The following is a 24,689-nucleotide window of genomic DNA, read 5'->3' on the forward strand; positions in this document are numbered from 1 at the left end:
AGGGCTCATGGCAAGGCGTTCCCATTCAATGCGTCGATCGTCCCTCGGGAATTGATCTGTCGAAGAAGCGCTCCGTCCGCTGATCGGGCAGGGCCAATTCCGTCGAGCCTCGGCACCCTCATCATCTGCTGCGCGACATCGTCAGGTACTTGCACACGCAGAGTGAAGACCGGTTCTTTGTCGAAAGCATAGAACTTCTTGCCCCAGGCGGCCGCGTCCTCCGCAGATTCTGCGAACCATTTGTTCCCCATTGAGCCGGGCCCGGGGGTAAAACCACCCGAAGTGGCCACGCTGTCCAGCTCAGCGCGAGAGACTGCCCGATACAGCGTAGTCGCTTCCTGCCGCCCCCCACGGGCCAGCGACATCAAACCCGTTGCCGCTGCCCTGAGACCAGAGGCGCCCGCTGCAAGTGACAGAGCGTTAGCAGCCAACTCCCCTGTCTCGGGCGCGTTGTAAACCGGCACTCCGTTCTGCCCGCGCTGGTTGTTGTACCAGTCCATGTAGCGACCTACGGAATAACCGCCGCCAGAAGAGCAGCTTACACCGCAAGACAGCTGGGCCGCCTGCTGGCTCGACATGCCCGCCGGATCCAGGAAATTGACCGGATCATTCCCGACGTACGCGTACAAGTTGAGGTTGTCCTGATACCCGATCGGATCGGTTTGCAGGAACCGGCCGAGCGCCGGAGCGTAAAACCTCGCCTTGTAGTAGTAGAGATTCAACGGACCGAGCAGTTGCTGTCCGGTATACCGGAAGCGCACGCCTGTGGTGGCATTGGGCTCGCCGTAGGGCCCGTAGGTATAGATCGCCGTGCTGGTCCCTGCGCTGTTCGCAGAGGCGACGACGCTGCCTTGGCTGTTGGTGTAGAGCCAGGTCTTGTTGGTCGTGTCGGCCCCCTCGTACCACACCAGCGGTTCGTCGATCCCCGGGGCGTGAACGTACCGTCTCAACAGCGCTCCACTGTCGGCATACTCGGCGACGAGGTCGGTTCCGTCATAACGCAGGTGCGTCGTGACACCCGCCATGACGGTGCGATGCAACCGCGCTTCCGCGTCATAGTTCAGCCCGGCGGAATAGCCTGCCTTGGAAGCGCTCTTCAGCTTGTTGTCGGCGTCGTACGCATACGTCCAGACGCCATCGCCTGTCAGGTTGCCCTTGGTGTCGTACGCGAGAGCGACACCCGCAGCCGTCGTGTACTGGTTCAGCCCATTCGGCGTGTAGCTGCGCGAGCCATTCGAGTAGCCGCGCCACTGGTACAGATCGTTGCTCCAGGTATCGCTCTTGATCTCCTGCGCTTGGTTCCGTGCGTAGGCCCACGTCACGTCCTGGGCCGTACCGGCGAGGTTGTGTCCGACGCCGGCCAATTGCCCGCGAGCGTCGTAGCTGTAGCTGGTCGACGTTCCGTTGCCCAGGGTCACCACCGTGCGCCGCGACAAATCGTCGTAGGCATAGTGAACGAGGCGGGTCGTGTTCAGCTCTTTGATTTCATAAGGCCGATTCAGCGCGTCGTAATCCGTCGTGACATAGAAGTCGGTTTCCGGCCACGTAAGGCGCTTGCGGTTGCCCGCCGCGTCGTACTGATAGGTCAGCGCTTTGCTGCCCGACTGGGTGCGGGTCATGCGACCCGCGTTGTCCCATCCATACGTCACCATATGCGCGTTGTTCGCATACTTCGCTTCCAGGCGCCGACCGAGCAGGTCGTAGCGGAAGCTCAGGTTGTCGCCAACGACCGGGTAGTTCCGGGCGATGAGGCGGTTCAGATCGTCATAGACCAGCGTGACGGTCTCGCCGCTGCGCTTGCGCTGGCTGGTCACATTGCCGTTCGCGTCGTATCCGAACTGCTCATAGTCCGTCGTCGACGAAGTGCTGGCCGTCGTCGGGTGGGGATAACGGACCTTCACGCGTCGGTCGTGGCCATCGTATTCGTACGTGGTCAGGTTGTTCTTCGCGTCCTTGATCGTCGCCGGCAGCCCGTTGGCGGTGTACGTGTGGGCGCTGTAGATCTGCGCCAGGCCCGTCCCCACCGCGCGCCGGACGTTCTGCACCTTGCCGTCGATGAAGTAATCCATCTCCGTGATGCGATTGCCGCCGTCGGCCACCGGCAAGTTCTCGATAACACGTTTGGGTCGATCCAGGTCGTCGTAGGTGTAGTCGGTCACCTTGACCGGCGCTGCCGCGGCGGGGCAGGTCGTTGGAAGGGCAACCAGCGCAGGGCCCCACACCTTGAGGAGCTTGCTGCTGGGCGTGTAGGTACGACAGCTGACCAACCACTGGGTGCCGTACTGCGCCGCGGTTCGAACCAGGCGCCCGTCGGCGTCATAGGCGCTGTGGGTGACCTTGTTCAGCGCATCCGTCACTTTCACGACCCGGCGCTCAGGGTCATGCCCGTACACGGTCACGTCGGCCACATCCGACCGCGGCCCGTCCACGCGGGTGCGGTTGCCCACGGCGTCATAGGTGTAGGTCGTGGTCAGGTTCAGCTTGCCGGTGCCCGGATCGACCACCAGCGTCTTGGGGACGTATTTGTTGGCCGGGTCGTAGCTGGTGCTGGTGACCACCGACTCCGTCGCGTTGATCTTCTTCGTCTCGGAGGTCGGAAGATAAAAGGTCGGGAACCCGGTGGCGGTGTAGGCCGTGTAGCCGAACTCTGTGTAGGGGCGGAGGCCAGCAACATCAGCCGGGCCGGTGATGGTGTGCGGCTGCCCCTGCGCCGTGTACGTATACGTGGTGACCTTGGCACGCGGGTCCGTGGCCATGTGCACCTTGTTGAAGGCGCTCTCGTATGTGTAGCTGCTGACGATCGCCGGCAACCCGGTGCCCGGCTTCGCCACCCGGCGTTCCACTTTGACGTTGTGCGTGCAGCGCTTTTCAGCGCGCGCACAAGATGCGTCGTCGTACTCGTACTCGATCAGATTGCCTTGGGGCAGCTTCTTCCGAACCACGCGGTCGTGCCCGTCGCGGACATACTCAATGACCCGGCGCAGCGGATCGACCGATCTGATCAGTTGACCTCGCTCGTTAAAGTAGGAGATGGTGACGATGCCGCCCGGCGCTGTTTCCCGGGTGCGCGGCGCCGCGAAGCCGTACGTGTACACCTTCCCTCGCGCATCCGTCTGGGTGTGGACGCGTCGCATCGCGTCGTATTGATTGATCAGGAAGGGAACGTCCGGGCTGCTGGGATTGAAGATGCGCTCCAGCAATCCTGGGAGACCGTATTCGTAGGTTTGCGTCTTCTGGTCGGCGTTCGTGAAGTTCCTCAAATTCCCGAAATCGTCAACGCCGTAGGTGACCGTACGTGTTCCGTCCGAGACGGATGTAAGGCGCGAACCGCTGTAACCCAAGGTGAGCTTACGACCCAAGCTGTTGGCGACTTCTTGGAGCTTTCCGTCGACATACACGAACTTGGCTTGCACCCCGCTCGCATCGGTGTACGTCTTCAGGCGACCCTGTTCGAACAGCAGCTTGTCTTTGTGGAGCGTCTCGTATAGATACGTGCCGTCCGCATTCTTCACGAGGCGCGCCGAGCTGCCCGGAGGGGGGTTGTAGCTGCCGTCGGGCAACCTTACAAACACTTCGGCATTCAACCCCTGGCGCACCGTCACCGTATTGGAAGTCGCATGATCGCCGTACCAGCGATGCGTCAGCGTTGAAACGACAATCTTGTCCAACGGCCTGATCTCATCGAACATCAAATCGATCGACACCAGCGCCGCGACCAAGGCGGGCACGGCATCCAGCGCCGAGTCCTCGCCCAAGGCCTGCAACCCGTCCGAGGCGACGGCCACATCGCTGATCAAGTTATGTGACCACCCAGGACCGAGCGGCCCCGTCTGTCGCCGACCACCGGAACTGAAAAGACGGCGGAACTCCAGGCTGCGAGGAAACGCGCCCTCCCCCACCTTCAGGTCATCGTTCACGAACAAGAAGTGCCCGTTGACCATGTCGATCGGGTCACCGTAGGACAACCCTCTCGTCTGGACCAGCGTGTTCGGATCGACAGTGCTCACCGCACTGTTGTTCACCGACGTCAAGAGCGGCTGTGGCGTCGTTCCGAACCCACCGTGCAGGCCGCGTCCGACGTAGAAGTAGAACTGCGAACCGGCGCCATAGATGGCGTAGTAGCCGAGCCCGGTCCACGAATTCTCGGTCACGTTGCAGCGCGCAGGCAGGATCAATCGCCAGCCGGCATCGATCTTTTGCTGAAACTGCGCGGTGTATTCCGAGCACCCGACCAGTTGCGGGGCGACCACGCTTGCGTAGTTGAACCCTTGCGCATCGAAGATGCGGTCGTTGTTTGCCGCGGCGATATCGACCAGCTTGACCGTCGACGCGGCACTCACGCCGTGCACCTGTTGCACCACGCTGGATTCCAGGATGCTCGACAGCATTCCCAATGCGAAGAACGCCGCTCTCGACGCGGCCCACTCGCCGTGCGTCGGCGTGATCATGATGCCCGGCAAGTCGATATAGGGCGTGCCCTCATGCCCCGCGACGCCGACGGTGTGCAGCATCAGCGTCCGGGTCCCGGCGAGCTGATCCACAAGCTGGCTGGCCTGCGCCACCTGCGCCGTCCAGATGGCCCCGAGCATGGAAAGGGACGAACCCACGATGCGCGGCGAGTTGTCCAGGTGCCCAGCGTTTTTGGCGGACGCCATCCTGTCACGATAGTGCTCGATGAGGCCCCGGCCCACCGGTCCCATCGCCTGCGTGATCACAAAACTGCCGCCTGCCTTGATGGACTGCGTGAAGGTCTGATCGGCGCCAGCAGTGGCGTGGGCGTGGTGTGTGATGCTGATCGTGAGATCGTTGAGAGTCCCCGGCGTGAGGGACGCTCCGGAGGCGACCAGCAGGTCGCCGACCCGCAGTTCCGGGGAGTAGCCGCTGGGTCCGTAGGTGATGAGCAGCGGTTGCCCCGTCAGGTCAGCCATCCTGAACGTTTTGTCCATTCCCGCGTGCTGCACCCGAATGGTGGAGTAGTAGCGCTCGGGCACCTCCTCCGAAATACTCATCGCGCCGGGCACCTGATAAGGGAGGTCCTTCTGGCGCAAGGCGACGCCGTACGACGGTACGACGACTTTGCCGCCCACCACGTCCCGAAGCGTAGCGCTGGGTTTGTTTGTCCGCAGGTAAGTGGAGAGGTTGTTCGCGTACTTCGTCAGGTTCGTGCGCACCGCGTTGCGGTTGATGCCCTGTACAAAGTCCTCCGTGATCGTGGCGCCGCTTCTGGCCGCATCCATGAAAGCGGTGGCGCTGTAGCCGGTTGCAGAACGAAGGTCGATCCCCGCCTTGATCTGATGGGTCTTCAGGCTGGGATCGAAGACGAACTGCTCGCCAGAAGGCAATGTCACGTTCAGCCATACGTGGCTGAACGTGATCCGGACCAAGGCGCCGTAGCCGCCAGGACAGGTGAGGTCCTGGGAGGCGACTACATCGATAATCGGTACCTGGGCTCGCGCGAAGTAATCGACAACGCCGCACACGTCGGCTGTGTCCAGGTTCAGCCAGTCCTTGATCTGCTGAGCCGTCAGGGTGACGTCACCGAAAACGATGTGCGTCTGGTAGCCGCCGGGTATCGCCTGAAGCATCTTGCGCATCAGCTCCACCTGGTCGATCGCAGACCCCTGCTTCTCCAGCAGCGCGCCGGCAGCGCCCTTCACCACCCCCGCGCCATGGATGTACGCAATGTTGTTGCGAACATATTCATAGATCAGGTCGAGACTGCCGAGCGACGCCGCGATGGTCGCCACCTGCGTCGCCGGGTCCGCCACCGGATCTTCGACGCCGACGGCCATCGGACTCACCATCGTGGATCCGCTGCTGCTTGTCTTTAGAGCCGAGAGGTTCACGACGTTCTTCGCTCGCGGACGCGAGCGCATCGCCTTCTCGAAGTCCGCCCGCGTCACCGGTGCAGCGATGAACTGCTTGACGCCTCCGATGGACTTGTCATGGTTCTGGTCGCCTGCGACCTTCAGCGACGGGTCCATCACCGCCGGCTTGCCCCCGAAGGTGACCTTCCCCTCGGCAACCGCATGGGTCATGCAAACAGCAAGCAACCCGGGCAACAAGGCTTTGATGCGACGAAGAATCGCGTGTGAGACAGACATAGGAACTCCGTGCCGCAAGCCATGAAACGCTGCGGACCTACGAGACACAAGACGCACGAAAACGTGCCCGGCCGATCAATGGATGGCCGAACAGACGCAGTCAGGAAGGGATTGAAGCGCGGTACCCCGCGCAGGGCTATGAAGCGCCGGCCGTCACCACGCTCGTGCGGTTCCCCGCTGCGTCGTAGGTGTAGGTGATCACCACGCCGTTGCTGTAGGTGACCGTCTTGACTCTGCCCAGGGTGTCGTAGGTGTATGTCACCGAACCCGCTAGAGCCGGAGCCGCGACCATCAGTGCGGCGACTCCACCGACAAGGCATTGCCGCACTTGTCGCAGCAGCACAGCTGCCTTGCTCCCTCTACCCCTTGCGTTGCGCAAGGTGACCCATTTTGTTATCACTTGTTCTCTCCCAGAGGTGGGTGGACGGTCATTGCAATCCACCCGCTTGATCTCAAGTTCGCTTGGTCTGCTCGCCGCGAACGTTGACGCGCCATTGTTAGAAGTGTTCCATGCGCTGTCAACAAGATTCCCGTTGCAAACGGTGTAACCGACATCAGACCTCTGCCTCCCGCACGTCGCGGGGAGGTGCCGGCACATCAGCTGTTTGGCGTCCCGCTGTCCGTCTCAGCGAGTACGCGAGCCGGGCATCCTTACGAGCTCGAGAACAACCGCGTCCACTTCCTCCGGCTTGAAGGCGAACACGGTCAGCCGGCCCATGACGGCCTCTCACGAAAGCCGGGCGGCAGCCATCCGAATCTCTCCTTCTGCCTCGGCCAGGAAGCGCCTCACTGCAGCAACCCAGTCGGCGGCCCAGTGTTCCAAGGGCGATTCGGCGATCTGCGCAGGGCCCGTAGCGCCGGGCCCCTCCGCAACCACCGCACCGTCGTCGGTGCAAATATCCGACGACGCTGACCACCCGTCTCCCGTCGCTTGAACATCAACGACGACTGCCAACTCGTCGCCAGTCGGCGACCGCCGTACAGCCAAATATGCACGAACTGGAAACGCGTCGTTTGACGTGCACGCGACCTCGCATGCCAGGGTGGAATCGAACTTTTCAATCTCGGCCGCGACGGCGGCCAAGATGACGTGCAGATCGCGCCACAGCCTGTCGGCGCCGACAGTCAGTTTCACGTCGCCCTCACTTCATGACCGTACCCGCCAACGCATCGGATAACAATTCCGAGGCCCGTTGTCATGCCTGTTTCCCTTGTTGGCCTGTTGACCTTGAGCGGTGAGACGCTCTTCACCTACCAAATCTGCGTCACGTGGCGTCAGTGGCGATCTTCTGTAAGGTGAGGCCGCGTTTGCGGCCAGGCGTACTACGAAGCCCCGGTGGTCACCACGGCCGTGCGGTTGCCCGCTGCGTCGTAGGTGTAGGTGATCAAGGCACCGGTGCTGTACTGAACCGTCTTGACGCGCCCAAGCGCGTCATAGGTGTAGGTGACCGAGCCCGCGACGGAAGGCGCTGCGCTGAAGACGGCGGCGCATGCCAGGACCCATGCAGGTGCTGCAGCCGTGAGGAAACGCCGAGGCCGGCGCTCTCCCTCATACCTTGCGTCACGCAAGGTTCGCGTTGTTCTCATTGTTCTCTCCCCTGTTTGAATGGGCCGCTGTTGCAGGCCCACATATCGCCGGGAAGTTCGCATAGACTGCTCGGCGCGAACCGTCAGGCAATGTGAGTGATTGTCCTGATCACTCATCTCAGCTGTCAACAAGATTTCGGCCGCGCAACACATGCGACTCTTTTGTGACGGCACCCGCCATCGACCATGCGCTTGAGTTCCCTTGCCTCATCAGAACAGCCGCACCGCACCGACCGGGCATCGGCTGACCTGTCGGCGCTGGTCGACGAGGATCCCCAGGCCGCACTCGCGCAAGCGTTGTTGGAGCAGGGGCTGCTGACGGCCGAAGGCATCGAGCGCACCTTGCATGCGTCGCGCGCCAGCGGCACACCGTTGTCTTCCGTGGCCACCCGTTTGGGCCTGGTCACCGAGCGGGAGATGGCGCGCGCGTTCTCCGCACTGCTCGAGATCCCGCTCGTCACGCGTGCGGAGTTCCCAGCCACGTTGCCCCATCTGGGCGGCCTCAACCCGCATTACCTGCGCACCAAACGCATCCTGCCGGTCAACCTGCGCGAGGGCCGCCTGGACCTCGCGATGGCGAACCCGATGGACACCGCCGCGGTGGCCGGGGTCGCCTATGCCGCCGGGTGCCCGGTGCGGCCCCTGGCGGCGCTCGAGTCGGACATCGAGGACTACTTCGAGCGCCAAGACGAGCGCCATGCCGTGCGCCACGATGCATCGGAAGCGGGTTCTGCAACCGCCCGCACCAGCGACGACATCGACCGGCTGTCCGACCTCGCCTCGGACGCGCCGGTGATCCGGCTGGTGCAGCGTCTGTTGGGCGCCGCCATCGACGCCGGCGCCTCCGACGTGCACCTGGAACCCGGCCCCGACGCACTCTCGGTGCGATACCGCATCGACGGCCTGCTGCACGAAACCGAGGTGCTGTCCGGTCGCTTGGCCGAGCCCGTGGTGTCGCGCGTGAAGCTGATGGCGAGGCTCGACATCGCGGACAAGCGCGTGCCCCAGGACGGCCGCATCCGCTTTGCCTCTCGCGGGCGCAGTCTCGACATGCGGGTGGCCACCTTCCCCACCCTGCACGGCGAAGCGGTCGTGCTGCGGCTGCTGGGCCAGCAGACCGTCGCGTTGCAGCTCGAAGCCCTGGGACTGTCTCGGAGCGGGCTGCAAACGCTGCGCGAAGCGCTGCGGCGGCCGCACGGCATCGTGCTGATCACCGGCCCCACGGGCAGCGGCAAGACCACCACCTTGTATGCCGCACTCAACGAGATCCGCCGTCCCGAGTTGAAGATCGTCACGGTCGAAGATCCGATCGAGTACACCTTGCCGGGGGTTTCGCAGCTCCAGGTCAAGGCGGAGATCGGTCTGACCTATGCCTCGGCGTTGCGCTCGGTGCTGCGCAACGATCCCGACGTCATCATGATCGGCGAGATCCGCGATCGCGAAACCGCCGACATCGCGGTGCGCGCAGCGCTGACCGGGCATCTCGTGTTGGCGACCCTGCACACCAACACCGCGGCCGGCGCGGTGACCCGTCTGCTGGACCTGGGCGTCGAAGACTATCTGCTCGCGTCGACGCTGGTGCTGTCGGCGGCCCAGCGCCTGGTGCGCCGTCTGTGCGCCCACTGCAAACTGTGGACCGATGCCGATGACTCGGCGGCGCGGATGCTGGCCTGCGTGGCCCAGGGCGCGGACGCGCCCAGGCTGGCCCAGGCCCGGGGCTGTCCGCACTGCCTCGGCCGCGGCTACTCAGGCCGGCTGCCCCTGTTCGAGGCCTTGCCGCTGGGCGCAGCAGAACGCGACCTGATCCGCACCAGCCGCTCGGAGGAAGCCCTGCGGGCCAGCGCGGCGCGCCACGGTTCGGACAGTTTGTGGCGCCACGGCTTGCAACAGGTCCAGGCCGGCGAGACGACCCTCGACGAGGTCCTGTCGGTCGTAGAGGAGCGCGGGAGATGACACGCTACGCCGTGAAGGCCGTGAGTGCGAGCGGCGAGGCGCGCCACCTCTACAAGGAGGCCGCCTGCGAAAACGAGGCCGCGCTGGCGACGCTGCACGACGGTCTCACGCCCGTCTCGATCTCCCCTGCCGGCCAGGGCTGGATGCAGCGGCTCGGACAACCGGTGGTGCTGCGCGGACGCATGCGGCTGCCGGACATCGCGTTGTTCTGCGAGCAGATGGGCGTGATGGCCGCGTCCGGACTGACGGTCGAGGAGTCGCTCACGGTGTTGTCGCGCCAGAGTCAGGACCGCCCGGCTGCCGGGCTCGCCCGCCGACTGCTGCCGCGCATCCAGGCCGGCATGCCGCTGTCGGATGCCTTGCAACCCGAACCACACCTGCCCGCCTATCTGCCATCCATGGTGCGCGCAGCAGAAACCGGCGGACGTGTGGGCGACGGCTTTGCCGAAGCCGGGAAGTATCTGGCGCGCCAGTCCGCCACGCGCAGCACGCTGGTCAACGCCCTGACCTATCCCGCCGTCGTCATGGGCACCGTGCTGGTCGCCATGGTCTTGGTCCTGACGGTGGTCGTGCCCGGCTTCGAGCCGATCTTCGCCGGCGAAGAGCACCGCCTTCCGGCATTGACGCGGGCCGTCCTGTGGCTGTCGGCCGTCGTGACACAGCATGGCGTCGGTGTCAGCCTGCTGCTGCTGGCCTGGGTCCTGGTCCCGGCCCTGCTGCTGCGCCGCAGTTCCCGATGGCGCAAGCGTATCGTCGGTACTGCCGCCCGCCTTCGCCCAGTGCGCCTGGCCCGACAACTCGACGTCGCGCGCGTGCTGGGCGTCCTCGGACTGCTGCTGCGCGGCGGGGTCGAAGTGTCTGAGGCGGTTGCGTTGTCGGCCCCGGCCGCGGCGTCGGGCGCCCTACGCGACAGTCTCGCCGCCTGCTCACGCCGGCTGCGCGAAGGCGCGTCGATCTCCGCAGCCCTGCGCGCCGTCGTCGCGATTCCGGAGGAGACGCGCGCGCTGATCGAAGTCGGCGAGCACACGGGCGAGCTTGGCGCCACCACCATGCGAGCAGCCCAGTTGCTCGAGGCCGACACCTCACAACAGATCGAGCGGCTGGTGGCACTCGCCAACCCGCTCGCGATCGCCCTGCTCGGGCTGGTCGTCGGCCTGCTGGTCGGCGGCGTCATGCTCGGCATCCTCAGCATCAACCAGCTGGCACTCCGCCCTTGAACACCTCACCCTTTCCGATGCGCCGCCGTCTTGCCCCGAGCCGTGGCTTCACCCTGCTGGAGCTCCTCATCGTCCTCGTGATCATGGGCCTCATCATGGCGGTCGTCACGCCACAGGTAATGAACATGTTTTCGGGTGCGAAGACCGATGCGGCGGCGCTGCAGGTCGAAACGCTGACCACTGCGATCAATTACTATCACATGGACACGCGCAGCTACCCGGACACCGAACAGGGTCTGGCGGCCCTGCTGAAGGCGCCCAGCGGCGTGCAACGCTGGAATGGCCCGTACGTGCGCAAGCGCCAGCATCTGGTCGACCCGTGGGGCAGGCCTTATCGCTACCGATATCCGGGACAACACGGAACGGTCGACGTCTACACCCTCGGTGCGGACGATCGTGAAGGGGGGGAGGGAGAAAATGCCGACGTCGGCAATTGGGATGCGCCGTGAAGCCGGCTTCACGCTGCTCGAGATGTTGGTCGTGGTCGCGGTGATCGCGATCCTCACCTCGATCGGCGCACAAACCTTGTTTCGCTCGGGGAGCGAGCTGGATCGGCAAGTGGCACGTGTCGAACGGCGGCTGCAGGCCGCGCGCCTGCAAGCGCGCACGACCGGCAGCACCGTACTCCTGCCCTGTCAGGCGCTCGCCACGGCGAGCAACTCTCGACTGAGCTGCCGGCGCGACGGCGCGCCCTTGCCCGCGCTCGCGTTCTACCCCGACGGTTCGACGAGCGGCGGCGCGCTCGACATCGACACGGACAGCGACGGCGCCCGGCTCTCGCTGGACTGGCTCTCAGGAGGGGTCGTGCGTGACCACCGCTAGCGCATCCCGCGGCGCCCGCGGCTTCAGTCTCCTGGAAGTGCTGGTGGCACTGGCGATCTGTGCGCTGATGCTCGCCGCCTTGCTGCCGGCTTCGGTGGCAGCCGTCGAGCGGCTGGAGCATGCTTCCGAGCAGGGCCGGTCGCTGCGCCTGGCGCGCTCGATACTCGAGCGGCATGCGGCGGCCGCTCGCATCGCGGAAGGTGCGTCGCAAGGACGTCAGGGCGGCCTGAACTGGAAGGTGCAGGTGGAACGGCTGCAGCCCCAGTCCGAGCAAGCCAACTTGCTGGTGCTCCGGCGCATACGCGTGGACGTCACACCCGAGGGCTCGGCGTCGACGGTGTCGCTGACCGCGTACCGGGTCGGAGAGCCGTCATGAGCCCCCGCACGGCCGCCCGAAGGGGCTCGCACCGCAGTGCGCAGCACGAAGGTTTTCCCATCACCCCCCGCACGGCCGCCCGAAGGGGCTCGCACCGCAGTGCGCAGCACGAAGGTTTTCCCATCACCCCCCGCACGGCCGCCCGAAGGGGCTCGCACCGCAGCGCGCAGCACGCAAGTTATCCAATGAGGGTCGCCGGGCTCGGCCGACGTGCGGCAGGCTTCACCCTCATCGAGATGCTCGCCGCGGTGGCGGTGGGCTCGCTATTGGTGTACCTGCTGTCCCAGACCCTGACACTGACCCAGCAAGGCCTGAGCCGTGCGACCCGGCTGGGCGACCAAAGAATGCAGGAGGAGACTGCCGACCGCGTCTTGCGAGGCCTGCTCGGGCAACTGCTGCCTGCGTCTCCCGGTCGCGCCACCACCGCGTTGCACGGCTCCGCCTCGTTTGTCGAGTTCTCGACCCTGCCACCTCAGTCACGCTGGTCCGACGGGGTGCTCCAGGCCCGCCTCGCGGTCGAGCCCGACGGCCCCTCCCGCCACGCCCTGGTGTTGACGCTGACATCCCCGGCAGCCGCGCCGATGCCGCCAGCGCGTGTCGAGCGGCGCGTCCTGCTCAGCGGCCTCGCCACGGCCCGTCTCACCTACTACTACACCGACTCCGGGCGGGACCGGCTCGCCGCAACGCCCATCGACCCGCACCGCTTGCCCGAGCTGGTGGTCGCCGACTGGACCTACTCGGACGGGGGGGCCCGGCAAGGCGGCGAAATCGCTGTACGTCCACGGGTGCAGGCGCCGGGCGACTGTGATCTCGACATGACCACCGCGACATGCAGACCCTCGTGATGCTCCTGCGCGAGCGCAGCCGTTTCCCCGTGTCGCTCCTCGCCACCGGTCTACGGTGGTGGCGCGACGAGTTGATCGGGCTCGTCGAGCCGGTGCTGGAACGCTTCGGTTGGCGCTCGGTACCCCCTCGTCTGCTCATGACAGCCGACGGCGAACTTCACCTCGCGGCAGCTCCCGAGGCGAAGCTGTCGCACGGGCAGGCGGCCAGCACCGGCAGCAGCGACTGGCAAACTGTCTGCAGGGGGCGGCAGACCTTCGTCTGCCTGGACCCGTCCGCCGTGTTGACGCTGTCGCTGCGCCTGCCGCGCGCCGCCGCCGCTCGCTTGCGTGAGGCGGCGGGGTACCGCCTGATCACCGAGTCGCCGCTGCCGCCGGAGCAGATCTGCTTCGATGTGCGGCCCGCCCCCTCTTTGGCACACAGCTCGCCACGCCGTCACGAGCTCGATGTGGAGGTCGCGCTGTGCACCCGGGAGCGACTGCGAGCGCTCGGCGAGCGGCTGGACGCGGCCGGGGTCCAGGACCACGTCATCGGCTACGGGACGCAACCGGACGGGCGGCCGGCGTTCGTGTTCCAGACCTCCGGCGCCGCCCAACAGGGGTCCGGCAGCGCAAGGCGGCATCGCCTGCTGGTGGCGTCCGCCCTGCTGGTCTCCCTCGCCGCCTTGCCCTTGACCTACCTGGGCGCGCACTGGCTGGCGCAGCGTGCCGAGCAAGACATCCGCGCGCTGCGTGCGGCGCAGGACGGCGTGATGAAGCTCTACGAGCAGGAAGCGGTGGTGCGTGCGGCACGCGACGAACTGCACCGGCAGACGGGCGGCGCCCAGCTGGCGGCGGTGCTCGACGACGTTGCGCGGCACCTGCCGGCATCCGCGTGGTTGCACACCGTGCGTCTGGAACAAGGCAGCCTGAAGCTGGCCGGTTCCAGCAGCGAACCGGCTGCCGTCGCACGGGCCCTCGAAGCGTCACGGCGGGTGCGTCAGGTCAAGCTCGAAGCGGTGACGGCCACCACCACCTCGCCGGACGAGAAGGCGGTGCAATTCGAGCTCTCGGCCCTGCTGGCCGACCCGGAGCAGCCATGACACCGCCGCGCCCCGAGATCCGCCGCCTGGCCGCCGTCGGCCTGTTGCTCCTGCTGATGCTGTCGCTCTGGAACCTCGCGCTCGCGCCGCTACATCGCGCCACCGCCGAGAAGGTCGATCAACTGCACGACCGCCGTTTCGAACTCGAGCGCCTCACTGCGCTGGCGCGCCGCGGCGCCGCGACGACACCCGAGGCACTGCAAGCCGAGCGGGACGAACTGCTGACCCAGCTGTACAGCGGCACCACCGACGCCGACGTCGAGTCCCGATTCATCGCCGGCATCAATGCGCTCTTGCAGACCTCGGAGGTGCGGCTGGTCCACCTGAAGGCCGGCAGCGTGGGACGCACCGGCCCCTTGCTGCGCCTGTCGGTCGACATGCAGTTGGCTGGCACCGAAGCCCAACTGGTTGGGTTGCTGTCCGCCCTGCATCACCATCGCCCGCGTTTGATCGTCGATCGAGCCGCACTGGTCTCGCCGAGCGCAGGGGCCGGGGTCGACACGCCCGCACCCGAGCTGGCGGTCGAACTGCGCGTGGCCGGCTTCGGCCTCGTCGAGGCCAAACCCACGAGGGCGACACCATGAAACGCTGGCCCAAGCTGACCCTGGCGTTGTGCTGCGTGAACCTGGCCGCGGCGCTCGGTGCCGGCGGCTTCGTCTTGTCCTCGCTCTCGACGGTGCCGACCGCGGCCGGCCGCGAGACTCCCCCTGCTGCCGACGCCGCGCCCACACCGCGGCTTGCGGCCCAGCCGCTGTCGACCGATGCTTGGTCCGCCAGTCCCTTGTTCACCGCCAGCCGAAAACCACCGGCACCGGTGGCAGCGCCGACCGAGCCGGTCAGCCTGCCGCCCTCGCCTCGCCTGGTCGGCATCGTCACCGACGGTGCGCGCGGGCGCCGCGCACTGCTGGAAAGCCCCGATGCCACGACCCGCCAGTTGCTCGCCGTCGGACAGGAGAGCGGCGGCTGGCGCGTCATCGCGATCGACCGCCGCTCCATCAGACTCACACCTTCGGATGCCGGCAGCGCCGAGACCGGAGCTGAGACGACCCTTCGTTTGCCGTCCCTGGATACACCGGCGACCGTTCCTCATGACTGATCACACCAACGCCCCCCGGTGGGCTTTTTGTCTGCTGCTGTCCTGCCTGTTGGGCGCCTGCAGCACTCCGCCTCCGCCCGCAAAACGGCCGCCCCCTGCCTGGAAGGCGATTCCTCCGCCGACCACGCCGCCCGTCGGCGCAGCCCAACACGAGGTCGCCATCGACCCGACGGCGCCGCAGCGCCGCACCGACTACCTCGACGCCCTACCTGCCTTGCCTGAAGGCGGCCCCACCGCCGCTGCGCCGGCGTCACGCCGGGGCGAGACCTATGAACTGAACTTCCAGGACGCCGACCTGCGAGGCGTGATCGACGCGGTGCTCGGAGAGATGCTCAAGGTCGATTACGTCATCGCCCCGACGGTGCAGGGGCGCATCACCTTGAAGACGGCCCGCCCGGTCGGGCGAGCCTCGCTGCTGCCGGCGCTGGAAGCGGCCTTGGCGTCGGTGTCGGTGGCCATCGTCAAGACCGATCAGGCGTACCAGGTGCTGCCGCTGGAAGAAGCACCGCGCCGTGTGCGAGGGGCACAACGCATGACGAGCGGCACACCCAGCACGCCGGGTTTCGCGGTCGAGATCGTTCCGCTGCGCTACGTCAATGCCAACGAGATGAAGGGCCTGCTCGAGACCTTCGTTCCCAAGGGCAGCGTCTTGCAGGCCGACGCCAACCTCGGCCATGTCGTGATCGCCGGCAGCAGCCAGGACCGTGCGGCCATCGCACGCACGGTGGAGACCTTCGATGTCGACTGGATGCGGGGGATGACCTTTGCCGTCTACCGGCTCGAACAGGCGCGCCCGGAGACGCTGGTGGCGGAGTTGCGGACCATCTTCCAGGGCCCGCAAGACCTGTTCACCCACCGCATCCGTCTGGTGCCGCTGGAGCGGACACGCTCGGTGCTGGGCATGGCGCGCAACAAGGCCGACCTGGAACTGCTGGAGCAATGGATCGCCCGCCTGGACGTCTCGAACGGCGGCGACCGCAAGATATTTGTCTACAACGTGCAGAACGGCAACGCCAAGGAACTGGTGGCCTCGCTGCGCCAGGTGCTGACGGGTGAGCAAGGCGCGCCGGAGACGACAGGCGCGAGCGCCAAGAGCGGCACCGTCACGACAGCGAGCGGCGCCAACAGCCTCTCCGCACCGCCGGGCTCGCCATTGTCGGCGCAGGCCGGTGGTGGCGATCTCGCCCGCCTGGTCGCGATCGAGGAGAACAACTCCTTGTTGTTCCATGGCACCGACCAGGAGTACCGTGTGATCCGCGAGGCGCTGCGCCAGATCGACGTGCTGCCCCGGCAGGTGATGATCGAAGCCATTCTCGCGGAGGTGACGCTGAACGACAGCCTGCGCTATGGCGTGCAGTGGTTCTTCGATTCCGGCGAGAACACGGTCACGCTCAGCGCCGCGGGCGGCGGCGCCGTGGCCTCGCAGTTTCCCGGCTTCTCTTATGTGTACTCGGGCCGCGCCGATGCGCGGGTGGTGCTCAACGCATTGCAGGCCAAAACCGAGGTGCGCATTCTGTCGGCACCGAAGATCTCGGTGCTCAACAACCAGAAGGCCAGCCTGCAGGTCGGTGACCAGGTGCCGATCATCACGCAAACCTCGCAGAGCACCGGCGCCCCCGGTGCTCCAGTGGTGAGTTCCGTCGAGATGCGCGACACCGGCGTCATCCTCGAGGTGACACCGCGTGTCAACGACAACGGCAACGTCATCCTCGACGTGATGCAAGAGGTCAGCGAGGTGGCGCAAACCACGTCATCCGGCATCGATTCGCCGACCATCCAGCGTCGCAAGATCCACAGCGTCGTGGCCACGCGGGACGGCTTCACCGTCGCGCTCGGCGGCCTCATCCGCGAAAACGGCGCCCGCGGCACCGGTGGGGTGCCAGTGTTGAAGGATCTGCCGGTCCTCGGGCATGCCTTCAAGAACACCACCGTCGATTCACGCCGCACCGAGCTGGTCGTGCTGCTGGTGCCACACGTGATGCGCAACCAGGCCGAAACGCAGGCCGTCGTCGACGCACTGATCGACGGTTTCGATGCCGCAGGACGTCTCGCCGACCATGCCGCACCCTTGCTCCCGCAGCCACCCAAGTAGCGGCTTCGTGCTGCTGCACGCCTTGTGGCTCCTGCTGGCCGCTTGCGCGGCCCTGACCACCATGCTGACCCTTGCGTCACGCGCGGCATTGGAGACCGGTGCCGCCGAGCAGCAAGTGCAGACCGAGTTGGCGCAGGAGTCCGCGGTCGAGCAAGTCATCTACGAGTTGGTGACACAGGGCCAGGTCAGCCCCTGGCTGCAGGGGCCACAGACTGGTCGGCGTCTTGAGATCGGCGCCCAGGCGGTGGACGTCACCGTGCAACACGTCGCCGGTCTGCTCGATGCCGGCATGGCCGACGCCAAGGTCGCCGCCACCCTCCTGGCCGCCCGCCTCGGGCGCGATGCGTCGCCGGTGCTGCAGCGGCTGCTCGACGCCCGGGCTCGTCGCGGCGCGCGCCCGTTCGGCTCGTATGCCGAATTGCAGGCCGTCTTGCAACTCGCGGACGAACAGTTTGCGTGCCTCTATCCGGACCTCACGCTGTTCTCCGGCCGGTCCGAACCCGACCCTGAGCACGCCGCACCGCGCCTGAGACAGCTGCTGCGCCTGGCACCCCGCCAGGCGTCCGGGCCTTCCGCAATGGAGGCGCAGGCGACGCCGGCTGGTTCGACCTTCCGTTTGCTGGCGACCCCGGTAGGGACTGGGGGTCAGGCGCTGGTGGCCGAAGTCGCGATCACCGGCCTTGTCCGGCCCAGCCACCTGGTCCGCAGCTGGACCTTCCGGCCGCAACGCGCTGCAACCGACCCTTGCGGCTGAAGACGGGCGCAGGCGGACAGGACGGGATCGCCCGGGTCAGTCCAGCACGGCCCCCGGGTACAACCGCCACAACAGCGTCCGACTCACCTCCACCAGCCACGCTTGCAAGCGCGCCACCAGTTCGCCCGCATCCTGCGGCCCGGCGCCCGCCTGCCGCAGCGACTGCAGTTCGACCCACATCGCCTGCAAGGCCTCATGGCGCTCCGCCACCACGGCCTGCACGCTGTCCTGCCAGAAGGCCGGTCCTTCCTCTTCGGCCCATGGGCCGCGGCCCCGCCCGTAGTGCGCCACCGCCAAATAGCCCAGCAAGGCCGAGCGCACCTGCTCGTCCAGCACCTCGGGCGCCCAGCCTAACGTCGGCGTCTCGACCCCGCGCAGCAGGTTGAAGCCGCGCGCCAGGCCCGCCGCGCCCAAGGCCCCGAGCAACCCGCCCGCGAGCAAGCCGCCACCCAGCGTCATGCCGCCGCTCAGCACATCCGCCTTCAGCCCCGCGAGCGCACCCGCCACCGCACCGCCCCAGACGGCCGCCCGGCCCTCGTTCACCGGTTCCTGCACCGCGTAGTGCTCGGCCAGACGGGTGAGCACCACGTCGGTCGCATGTCCTTCCAGGCGGTGCAGATCGATCAAACGGTCGGTGCACTGGCGGATGTCCTCGGCGAGCCGGGCCGCCAGCCTTTGCATCGCCAGTTCACGCGGGGTCGATGCCCCCTCGCGGCGCAGCCCGAGCAAAGCGCCGACGTCCCGCAAGCGCCCGCCCAGGCCGCCGTCCTCGATGGCTTCGCGATCCAGCGCAGCCCGCACCAGGCGCTGCGCCAACACCGCCATCGACGCGTGCCAGGTGGCGCTGCTGCGCTGGCGCCAGGCGGCGCGCAGGCGGTCGAAGGCCGCATGGCGGTCGGCCGGCAGCACGCCGGCCACGGCGCCCAGCAGCGCATCTTCCTGTACCCAGCAGCGTGCAAACGCATCCAGCGCCAGCACCTGCCGCACGCAGCGGGCCTCGGCGGTGCGGCGGCGCCAGCGTTCCAACTCCTGCGTTTCGGCCGCCGGCGTCTGCGGGCGGCCCAGCTGGTTGAGCAGCACCACCACCGGCTTCGCCGCCAGGTCGAGCACCTCCAACTCGGCGTCCAGATAGCCCACGTCTTCGGGGGTTTCGGCGGCATTGACGAGGTAGAGCACCACGTCCGCCTGCTCCAGCACGTTGCGCACGGCACGCTGGCCGGACCAGAAGGCACGGTCGCGAAAGCGGTCCCAGACCTCGGTCATGAACCAGCCCAGCGGATTGCCGGCTTGCGCCAGCCGACGCGCCAGCCGCACGCTGTCGCCGAAGCCGGGCGTGTCCCACAGTTGCAAGCGATCGCCGGCTGGTGATTCGATCATCGTGTACGGCTCGGCCTCGCGGGTCACGTGGGCCTCGTCGCGCACCTCGCCGATGTCGGCGCGCAGCAGCGTGCGCGCCAAGGTGGTCTTGCCCACGTTGGTGTGCGAGATGAGGCTGAGCCCCAAGGTCTGGGGATCGAGGTCGTCGCTCACGGCGTGGGCTCCTCCAGGGGTTGCGCCGCCAGGTCGACGAACAAGCCCTCGTGGCCGGTTTCGGCCAACACGCTTTGCCACGCGGCGCGGCGCTGCTCCAGCCGCTTGGTGTCGGTGGGGAAACGTTGCCGGAAGCCCGATTCGTCGACCACCACCACCACTTGCCGGGACCCGCCCCCGCGGCCTGCCAATGCCTGCACAAAGGCCCCGTGGTTCTCGCGCTCGGGCGTCGCCGTCAGCGGGAACAGGGCGATGGTCACGCCGTCGCCCGCCGTGCCCGCTTGCCAGCGCGCGGGCTCGTCTTCGCCCCCCAAGGGCACGCTGGGTGCGAGCGTCAGCACCACCTCGCCGCCAAGCGCCTCCCGCAAGTGCTGCTGCAGCGGCCCCAGCAGCGCCGGGCCCACCTGATAGCTGTAGGGAAACACACGCGCGGCCACGGTCTCCCCACGGCCCACCACGCCGACCAGGCGGCTGAAATACCGATCGTCGAGCGACAACGGAAAGCGCCTTGCGAGCCCGCGCGCGCGCAAGGCGGCCCACCCGGCCAGCAGCAATCGCGGCACCGCCACTGCGCAGGCCAGCGTGATGGCGTACAGATGGATCCAGCGGGCCGCGTTCTCGCCACCGCCGCTCGACGCACGCAGTTCGGCGAGTTCGGCCGCCGCGGGCAGTTCGATGTCACCCAGGCGGGCCGCCGGTGTCAGCACCAGCCGCAGCAGGCCCTCGACGGCCTCGGGTGCCAGAAAGGTGCTGTCCCACGCGGCGCGGTACTCGAAGGCCAGGCCGCGCAAGTACAACCCTGACACCGCCCCGATCGCCACCATCGCCGCCGCCGCATGCAGCACCGCCGCCAGCCGCGCAGCCTGCAAAGGCCGGCTGGCGTGCCACCAGGCCTCGGCGTAACGGCGCAGCGGCGGTGGGACGCCGGCACGATGCAGCCATCGCGCCATCGGCCCCACCCACCCTGCCAACGATGCCACCGCAAGACGCAGCGGCCCGCCCTGCTTTGCGCCCCGGCGCAGCGTGGCCCAGACCAGGCCGACATACACGAGCAGGTTCCACACCAACAGGGCCAGCAGCGGTGGCGCGAGGATGTTGATGCGCTGCGACGGCCCGATCGCGTTGCCGGCCAGCCCGACCAGCAGGGCCAGCCCCAACGCGGCGGCGGTCCACAGCGGCGACGGGCGCACGGCGTGCAGGGCTGCCGGCACTTGCGCGCTGCGCTCGCCCAGCCGCTCGACCGCGAGCGCGCCGCGGCGCACCAGCACACGCTCCGGTGGCGCCGCCTCGCCTTCGAGCCGGCGCGCCTCGCGGCTGGCCCAGAGGGCATCGGCCTCGCTCCAGGGTGGTGTGAGCGGGTCTTCGTGGGCGCGGATCAACAGCAGCTGCGAGGCGTCGGATTCGGTCATGCGGCGCAAGGAGGAACGATCGGCATTGTGCAGGCGAACGGCCCTGTCAGCGGCACGGCCCCGATGGGGCGCCGGCCCACCGCAAGACGCGGTCCCTGGACGCCGCAAGCAAACCAGGAACCCGGCGAGTGCGGCCTCTCAATCGAGCGTCTGGCGATAGCGGGCCATCGCGACGACGGCCACCACCAGCAAAAATGCGGCAATCGCGCCCGCATCGGCGGCGACATCGGCCCACCCAGCGCCCTTGAGCATGACCGCCCTGACGATCCGCACGAAGTGGGTCAGCGGCAGCAACTCGCCCAGCGCCTGAGCCCACCCCGGCATGCCGCGAAACGGAAACATGAACCCGGACAGCAGGATGTTGGGCAGGAAATAGAACAGCGTCAGCTGCATCGACTGCATCTGCGACCGGGCCACGGTCGAGAACGCGAAGCCGACCGCCAGCGTGGCGACGATGAACAGCAGCACCATGGCCGACAGCAGCGCGAAGCTGCCCAGCATGGGCACGTCGAACAACAGCCGGGCCGCCGAGAACACGATGAGCACCTGCAGGTAGCCGATCAGCACATACGGCAGGATCTTGCCCAGCATCATCTCGACCGGGCGCACCGGCGTGGCCAACAGGTTCTCGAGCGTGCCGCGATCGCGTTCGCGTGTCATCGCCATCGCGGTCATCATCACGAGGGTCATCGTCAAGATCACGCCCACCAGGCCGGGCACCACGTTGTACGCCGTCAACCCTTCAGGGTTGTAGCGCCGGTGCACGCGCAGCTCGAAGGGCTCGGGCCCGGGCCGCAGTGTCGCCAGAGGGCCGTGCAGGTCGTGCGCCAGCGCCACCCGCGGCAATGCCTGCAAGGCCGACAACGCCGGCCCGGCCGCAGCCGGGTCGGTGGCATCGGCATAGACGGCCACCGCCGGTCGCTCGCCGCGCAGCAAACGGGTGGAGAAGTCCGACGGGACGACCAGCACGAACTGCACTTGTCCGGCGCGCAGCAGGCGCTCCGCCTCGCCGTCGGACACCGCCCCCAGCACGCGGAAATAGCCGGTGGTCTCGACCGAGCGCACCAGTGAGCGCACCAGCGGCCCACGGTCGCTGCTGACCACGACTGTCGGCAAGTGTCGAGGGTCGGCATTGATCGCGTAGCCGAACAGCACCAGCTGCAGGATGGGCACGCCGATCATCATCGCGAAGGTCAGCCGGTCGCGGCGCAGCTGCACGAACTCCTTGCGCAGCACGGCCAGCACGCGGCCCCATGAAAAAGGCCCGTCGCGACCGGCGCCGTTATTTGAAGTTGTCTTCGGCATGGCGGGTCAGCGCGATGAACACGTCTTCCAGGCCGGTCTCGATCGACCGCACCTCCCAGGCCCCGGGCTGCGGCTGGCGCGCCAGCCACTCGGGCAAATCGCCGTCCCCCGCAGCGCTCACATGCAAGGTGCTGCCGAACGGCGCCACCAGCCAGCGTGCGTCGTGCTGCAGCAAGCCCGTCGCGTGGGCCAGGTCGCTGCCGCGCAGCTCCCAGGTGCGCAGCCCGGCCTGCGCGATCACCTCGTCGGCGCTGCCGGCCGCCATCAATCGGCCATAGGAGATGTAGGCGAGCCGGTGGCAGCGCTCGGCTTCGTCCATGTAGTGTGTGCTGACCAGTACCGTCAGGCCGTCGGCTGCCAGTTGGTGGATCTCGCGCCAGAAGTCGCGTCGCGCTTTGGGATCGACCCCGGCCGTGGGCTCGTCGAGCAGCAACAGGTCGGGCGCGTGCAGCATGCAGGCCGCCAGCGCAAGGCGCTGCTTCCAGCCGCCCGACAATGAGCCGGCCAGCTGCGCCCGGCGTCCCTCCAGGCCCAGGCGCTCGAGGGCGTGGCGCACCACGGCACGCCGGTCGGCCATACCGTAGGCACGCGCGACGAAATCGAGGTTCTCTTCGATCGACAGGTCTTCGTAGAGCCCGAAGCGCTGCGTCATATAGCCCACGCGCCGCTTGATGCGCGCCGCGTCGCGCCGGATGTCGAGCCCCAGGCAGCGGCCCTCGCCCGCGTCCGGCTTGAGCAGGCCGCACAGCATCCGGATGGTGGTGGTCTTGCCGCTGCCGTTCGGACCGAGAAAGCCACAGATCTCGCCGCGCGGCACCCGGATCGCGACATCGTCGACCACCTTGCGGCCACCGAACTGCTTGGTCAGGCCGCGTACGTCGATGGCTGGTTCTGCCGTCATCGCTGGGCCTCGCCAAACCGCACGTCGACCGGCTGACCGGGGTGCAGCGCCGCCGACGCGTCCGGTTGGGCCTCGACCAGGTAGACCAGCTTGCTGCGGCTCTGGTTGCTATAGATCACCGGCGGGGTGAACTCGGCCTGCGGCGAGACCCAACGGATGCGAGCCGTCAAGCCGGCGGCACAGCCGTCGCAAGAGAAGCGCACCTGGCTGCCGACGCGGGCCTGCGGCAAGGCGCGCTGCGGCACGAAAAAGCGCAGCTTGAGCGCGTCGGCCGGCAACAGCGCCACGACCGGTGCCCCGGGCGCCACCCATTCCCCGGGGCGGTACATCACGTCGAAGACCCGGCCCGACACCGGCGCCATGCGCTGCTTCTCGCCTTCGTGCCATCCGGCCAGCGCCGCGTCGGCCCCGGCCGCGCGGGCCTCGGCCGAGGCCGCTGCCACTTCGAGGCGGCGCGCGCCCAAGGTCGCCAGCTCACGCTGCGCTTGCAACTCGCGCAGCCGCGCCGCGTCGCGCTCGCGTGCCGCGGCCAATTCCTCCAGGCGGATCGGCGCGATGTAGCCCTGCTCGACCAGCTGCTGTTGGCGTCGCCATGCCGAGGTGGAGAGCTGCAGGGCCGACCGCGCCTGGGCCAGCTGCTGATCGATCGCGCGCAGCTCGACCGGGCGGCGCCCCTCGCGCAGGTCGTGCGCTTGTGCCTCTGCGCGCTCGCGGCGCGCCTGGGCCGCGTCGCGCTCGAGACGCTCCGGGTCGGCATCGAGCGCGTAAAGCTGCTGCCCGGGCACGACGGCATCCCCCCGCTGCACCGCCATCGTGCGCAAGGTGCCGCCGGACGACGGGGCCAGATACACCAGATCGGCTTCGAGATAGCCGCTCATCGGCGCCTCCTCCCGCTGGGCGCCGCACCCGGCCAGCCCTAGCGTCCACAGCATCACCATGCACCGTCTCATCGCTTCGACTCCCTGTTGTGCCCGGCGGCAAGACCCGTCAAGGCCCAGCCAAGGCGTGTCTCGATCTGCGCCGGGTCGATCGTCAACGGCGTGAGCGCGGCGGCCAGCGTGGGCGGACCGATGCCATGCCGGCCGATCAAGTGGAACAACAGGACCGGTGCCGCACAGCTGCTCATCAAGAACAGCATCTGGTGCACCGGATCGCCGGCTTGCAAGCGTCCGGCCTGCTGCGCCTGCGTGATCAAGCGCAGCAGCAACACCGGATGGCGCCGGTCGAGCGACTCCAGGAAGCTCCGGGCGCCCGCCTCACCGGCGCCGGCGTCGAGCACGAGCTGCGCCAGGAAGGCCCGGTGCTCGACGATCCAGCGCAGCAGCTGCAACAAGGTGAGGCGCAGTGATTCGAGCGGGTCGGCGGCCTCTTCGGCGGTCAGCTGCAGCTGCTCGAACAGCGGTGCATACCAGCGCTCGATCAGCTCCTCGATGAAGGCCTCGCGGGTGCCGAAGTGGTAGACGAAGGTGCCCAGGTTCGCCCCGGCCTGCGCCGCCACCGCGCGCACCGTCGTGCCCTTGAGTCCCCGCTCGCGTGCCACCGCCCAGCCGGCCTGCAGCAGGTGCTCGCGGGTGTCGCTCGGAGGTGCAGGACGCTGGGTGGACATGTCGAGACAGTTT

General features: G+C 67.6%; 21 protein-coding genes. 11 read left to right on the forward strand and 10 right to left on the reverse strand.

The window, feature by feature from the left end:
- Window positions 1–5: 5 nt before the first annotated feature.
- From AAW51_RS15110 to AAW51_RS15125, 4 genes are all read right to left on the reverse strand, one after another.
- Complete coding sequence (locus AAW51_RS15110) at window positions 6–6,104, reverse strand: RHS repeat-associated core domain-containing protein (protein ID WP_083438311.1); 6,099 nt, start codon at window positions 6,102–6,104, stop codon at window positions 6–8.
- 136 nt (window positions 6,105–6,240) lie between these two features.
- Window positions 6,241–6,366, reverse strand: a complete 126-nt coding sequence (locus AAW51_RS15115; protein ID WP_238947603.1) for an RHS repeat domain-containing protein — start codon at window positions 6,364–6,366, stop codon at window positions 6,241–6,243.
- A gap of 465 nt (window positions 6,367–6,831) precedes the next feature.
- Window positions 6,832–7,239 carry a hypothetical protein gene (locus tag AAW51_RS15120; RefSeq protein WP_047195267.1) on the reverse strand — a complete coding sequence of 136 codons (408 nt, stop codon included), beginning with the start codon at window positions 7,237–7,239 and terminating at the stop codon, window positions 6,832–6,834.
- Window positions 7,240–7,427: 188 nt separating this feature from the next.
- Window positions 7,428–7,691 (reverse strand): RHS repeat domain-containing protein, encoded by a 264-nt coding sequence (locus AAW51_RS15125; protein ID WP_157359907.1) that lies wholly within the window; start codon window positions 7,689–7,691, stop codon window positions 7,428–7,430.
- Between the two features lie 192 nt (window positions 7,692–7,883).
- Here AAW51_RS15125 and AAW51_RS15130 point away from each other — a divergent pair, with 192 nt between their 5' ends.
- From AAW51_RS15130 to AAW51_RS15180, 11 genes are all read left to right on the forward strand, one after another.
- Entirely contained in the window at window positions 7,884–9,644 is a 1,761-nt protein-coding gene (locus tag AAW51_RS15130; RefSeq protein ID WP_169788035.1) for a GspE/PulE family protein, read from the forward strand.
- Window positions 9,641–10,861: a type II secretion system F family protein gene (locus AAW51_RS15135; RefSeq protein WP_047195269.1), complete on the forward strand. Its 1,221-nt coding sequence runs from the start codon at window positions 9,641–9,643 to the stop codon at window positions 10,859–10,861. The genes AAW51_RS15130 and AAW51_RS15135 overlap by 4 nt, the downstream gene beginning before the upstream one ends.
- On the forward strand, window positions 10,858–11,310 hold the full coding sequence (gene gspG, locus AAW51_RS15140) for a type II secretion system major pseudopilin GspG (protein ID WP_238947604.1): 453 nt from the start codon (window positions 10,858–10,860) through the stop codon (window positions 11,308–11,310). The genes AAW51_RS15135 and gspG overlap by 4 nt, the downstream gene beginning before the upstream one ends.
- A complete protein-coding gene (locus AAW51_RS28205) occupies window positions 11,300–11,683 on the forward strand; it encodes a pilus assembly FimT family protein (RefSeq protein WP_053013598.1) in 384 nt (127 codons plus the stop codon). The genes gspG and AAW51_RS28205 overlap by 11 nt, the downstream gene beginning before the upstream one ends.
- A complete protein-coding gene (locus AAW51_RS15150) occupies window positions 11,670–12,059 on the forward strand; it encodes a prepilin-type N-terminal cleavage/methylation domain-containing protein (protein WP_047195271.1) in 390 nt (129 codons plus the stop codon). Before AAW51_RS28205 ends, AAW51_RS15150 begins: the two co-directional genes overlap by 14 nt.
- A 185-nt stretch (window positions 12,060–12,244) precedes the next feature.
- Window positions 12,245–12,904, forward strand: a complete 660-nt coding sequence (locus AAW51_RS15155; protein ID WP_047195272.1) for a PulJ/GspJ family protein — start codon at window positions 12,245–12,247, stop codon at window positions 12,902–12,904.
- The gene (locus tag AAW51_RS15160; RefSeq protein WP_047195273.1) at window positions 12,889–13,983 is read left to right on the forward strand and encodes a PilN domain-containing protein; all 1,095 of its coding nucleotides are present in this window, start codon (window positions 12,889–12,891) and stop codon (window positions 13,981–13,983) included. Before AAW51_RS15155 ends, AAW51_RS15160 begins: the two co-directional genes overlap by 16 nt.
- A complete protein-coding gene (gene gspM / locus AAW51_RS15165; RefSeq protein ID WP_047195274.1) occupies window positions 13,980–14,567 on the forward strand; it encodes a type II secretion system protein GspM in 588 nt (195 codons plus the stop codon). The genes AAW51_RS15160 and gspM overlap by 4 nt, the downstream gene beginning before the upstream one ends.
- Window positions 14,564–15,079 carry a hypothetical protein gene (locus AAW51_RS30465; protein WP_047195275.1) on the forward strand — a complete coding sequence of 172 codons (516 nt, stop codon included), beginning with the start codon at window positions 14,564–14,566 and terminating at the stop codon, window positions 15,077–15,079. Before gspM ends, AAW51_RS30465 begins: the two co-directional genes overlap by 4 nt.
- Window positions 15,072–17,171, forward strand: coding sequence for a type II secretion system secretin GspD (gspD, locus tag AAW51_RS15175; RefSeq protein ID WP_053013599.1), 2,100 nt, complete (start codon window positions 15,072–15,074; stop codon window positions 17,169–17,171). The genes AAW51_RS30465 and gspD overlap by 8 nt, the downstream gene beginning before the upstream one ends.
- 7 nt (window positions 17,172–17,178) lie before the next feature.
- On the forward strand, window positions 17,179–17,925 hold the full coding sequence (locus AAW51_RS15180; protein ID WP_047195276.1) for a hypothetical protein: 747 nt from the start codon (window positions 17,179–17,181) through the stop codon (window positions 17,923–17,925).
- A 36-nt stretch (window positions 17,926–17,961) separates the two neighbouring features.
- Here the strand turns inward: AAW51_RS15180 and AAW51_RS15185 are convergent, their stop codons facing one another.
- From AAW51_RS15185 to AAW51_RS15210, 6 genes are all read right to left on the reverse strand, one after another.
- Complete coding sequence (locus tag AAW51_RS15185; RefSeq protein WP_047195277.1) at window positions 17,962–19,455, reverse strand: DUF3482 domain-containing protein; 1,494 nt, start codon at window positions 19,453–19,455, stop codon at window positions 17,962–17,964.
- Window positions 19,452–20,864, reverse strand: a complete 1,413-nt coding sequence (locus AAW51_RS15190; RefSeq protein ID WP_047195278.1) for a DUF2868 domain-containing protein — start codon at window positions 20,862–20,864, stop codon at window positions 19,452–19,454. Before AAW51_RS15190 ends, AAW51_RS15185 begins: the two co-directional genes overlap by 4 nt.
- A 138-nt stretch (window positions 20,865–21,002) precedes the next feature.
- Window positions 21,003–22,169: an ABC transporter permease gene (locus AAW51_RS15195; protein WP_047195279.1), complete on the reverse strand. Its 1,167-nt coding sequence runs from the start codon at window positions 22,167–22,169 to the stop codon at window positions 21,003–21,005.
- Window positions 22,147–23,070, reverse strand: coding sequence for an ABC transporter ATP-binding protein (locus tag AAW51_RS15200; protein ID WP_047195280.1), 924 nt, complete (start codon window positions 23,068–23,070; stop codon window positions 22,147–22,149). The genes AAW51_RS15195 and AAW51_RS15200 overlap by 23 nt, the downstream gene beginning before the upstream one ends.
- Complete coding sequence (locus tag AAW51_RS15205; protein ID WP_047197865.1) at window positions 23,067–24,002, reverse strand: HlyD family secretion protein; 936 nt, start codon at window positions 24,000–24,002, stop codon at window positions 23,067–23,069. Before AAW51_RS15205 ends, AAW51_RS15200 begins: the two co-directional genes overlap by 4 nt.
- Window positions 24,003–24,016: 14 nt before the next feature.
- A complete protein-coding gene (locus AAW51_RS15210; protein WP_047195281.1) occupies window positions 24,017–24,676 on the reverse strand; it encodes a TetR/AcrR family transcriptional regulator in 660 nt (219 codons plus the stop codon).
- Between the last annotated feature and the right edge of the window lie 13 nt (window positions 24,677–24,689).

The organism is Caldimonas brevitalea (assembly GCF_001017435.1).
Taxonomy (GTDB): Bacteria; Pseudomonadota; Gammaproteobacteria; order Burkholderiales; family Burkholderiaceae_C; genus Caldimonas; species Caldimonas brevitalea.

What these genes read in the sequence shown, in the direction of transcription:
- AAW51_RS15110 (WP_083438311.1), bottom strand. Translation starts at nt 6,104, where the DNA reads ATGTCTGTCTCACACGCGATTCTTCGTCGCATCAAAGCCTTGTTGCCC.
- AAW51_RS15125 (WP_157359907.1), bottom strand. Translation starts at nt 7,691, where the DNA reads ATGAGAACAACGCGAACCTTGCGTGACGCAAGGTATGAGGGAGAGCGC.
- AAW51_RS15135 (WP_047195269.1), top strand. Translation starts at nt 9,641, where the DNA reads ATGACACGCTACGCCGTGAAGGCCGTGAGTGCGAGCGGCGAGGCGCGC.
- AAW51_RS28205 (WP_053013598.1), top strand. Translation starts at nt 11,300, where the DNA reads ATGCGCCGTGAAGCCGGCTTCACGCTGCTCGAGATGTTGGTCGTGGTC.
- AAW51_RS15155 (WP_047195272.1), top strand. Translation starts at nt 12,245, where the DNA reads ATGAGGGTCGCCGGGCTCGGCCGACGTGCGGCAGGCTTCACCCTCATC.
- AAW51_RS15160 (WP_047195273.1), top strand. Translation starts at nt 12,889, where the DNA reads ATGCAGACCCTCGTGATGCTCCTGCGCGAGCGCAGCCGTTTCCCCGTG.
- gspM (WP_047195274.1), top strand. Translation starts at nt 13,980, where the DNA reads ATGACACCGCCGCGCCCCGAGATCCGCCGCCTGGCCGCCGTCGGCCTG.
- AAW51_RS30465 (WP_047195275.1), top strand. Translation starts at nt 14,564, where the DNA reads ATGAAACGCTGGCCCAAGCTGACCCTGGCGTTGTGCTGCGTGAACCTG.
- gspD (WP_053013599.1), top strand. Translation starts at nt 15,072, where the DNA reads ATGACTGATCACACCAACGCCCCCCGGTGGGCTTTTTGTCTGCTGCTG.
- AAW51_RS15190 (WP_047195278.1), bottom strand. Translation starts at nt 20,864, where the DNA reads ATGACCGAATCCGACGCCTCGCAGCTGCTGTTGATCCGCGCCCACGAA.
- AAW51_RS15195 (WP_047195279.1), bottom strand. Translation starts at nt 22,169, where the DNA reads ATGCCGAAGACAACTTCAAATAACGGCGCCGGTCGCGACGGGCCTTTT.
- AAW51_RS15200 (WP_047195280.1), bottom strand. Translation starts at nt 23,070, where the DNA reads ATGACGGCAGAACCAGCCATCGACGTACGCGGCCTGACCAAGCAGTTC.
- AAW51_RS15205 (WP_047197865.1), bottom strand. Translation starts at nt 24,002, where the DNA reads ATGCTGTGGACGCTAGGGCTGGCCGGGTGCGGCGCCCAGCGGGAGGAG.
- AAW51_RS15210 (WP_047195281.1), bottom strand. Translation starts at nt 24,676, where the DNA reads ATGTCCACCCAGCGTCCTGCACCTCCGAGCGACACCCGCGAGCACCTG.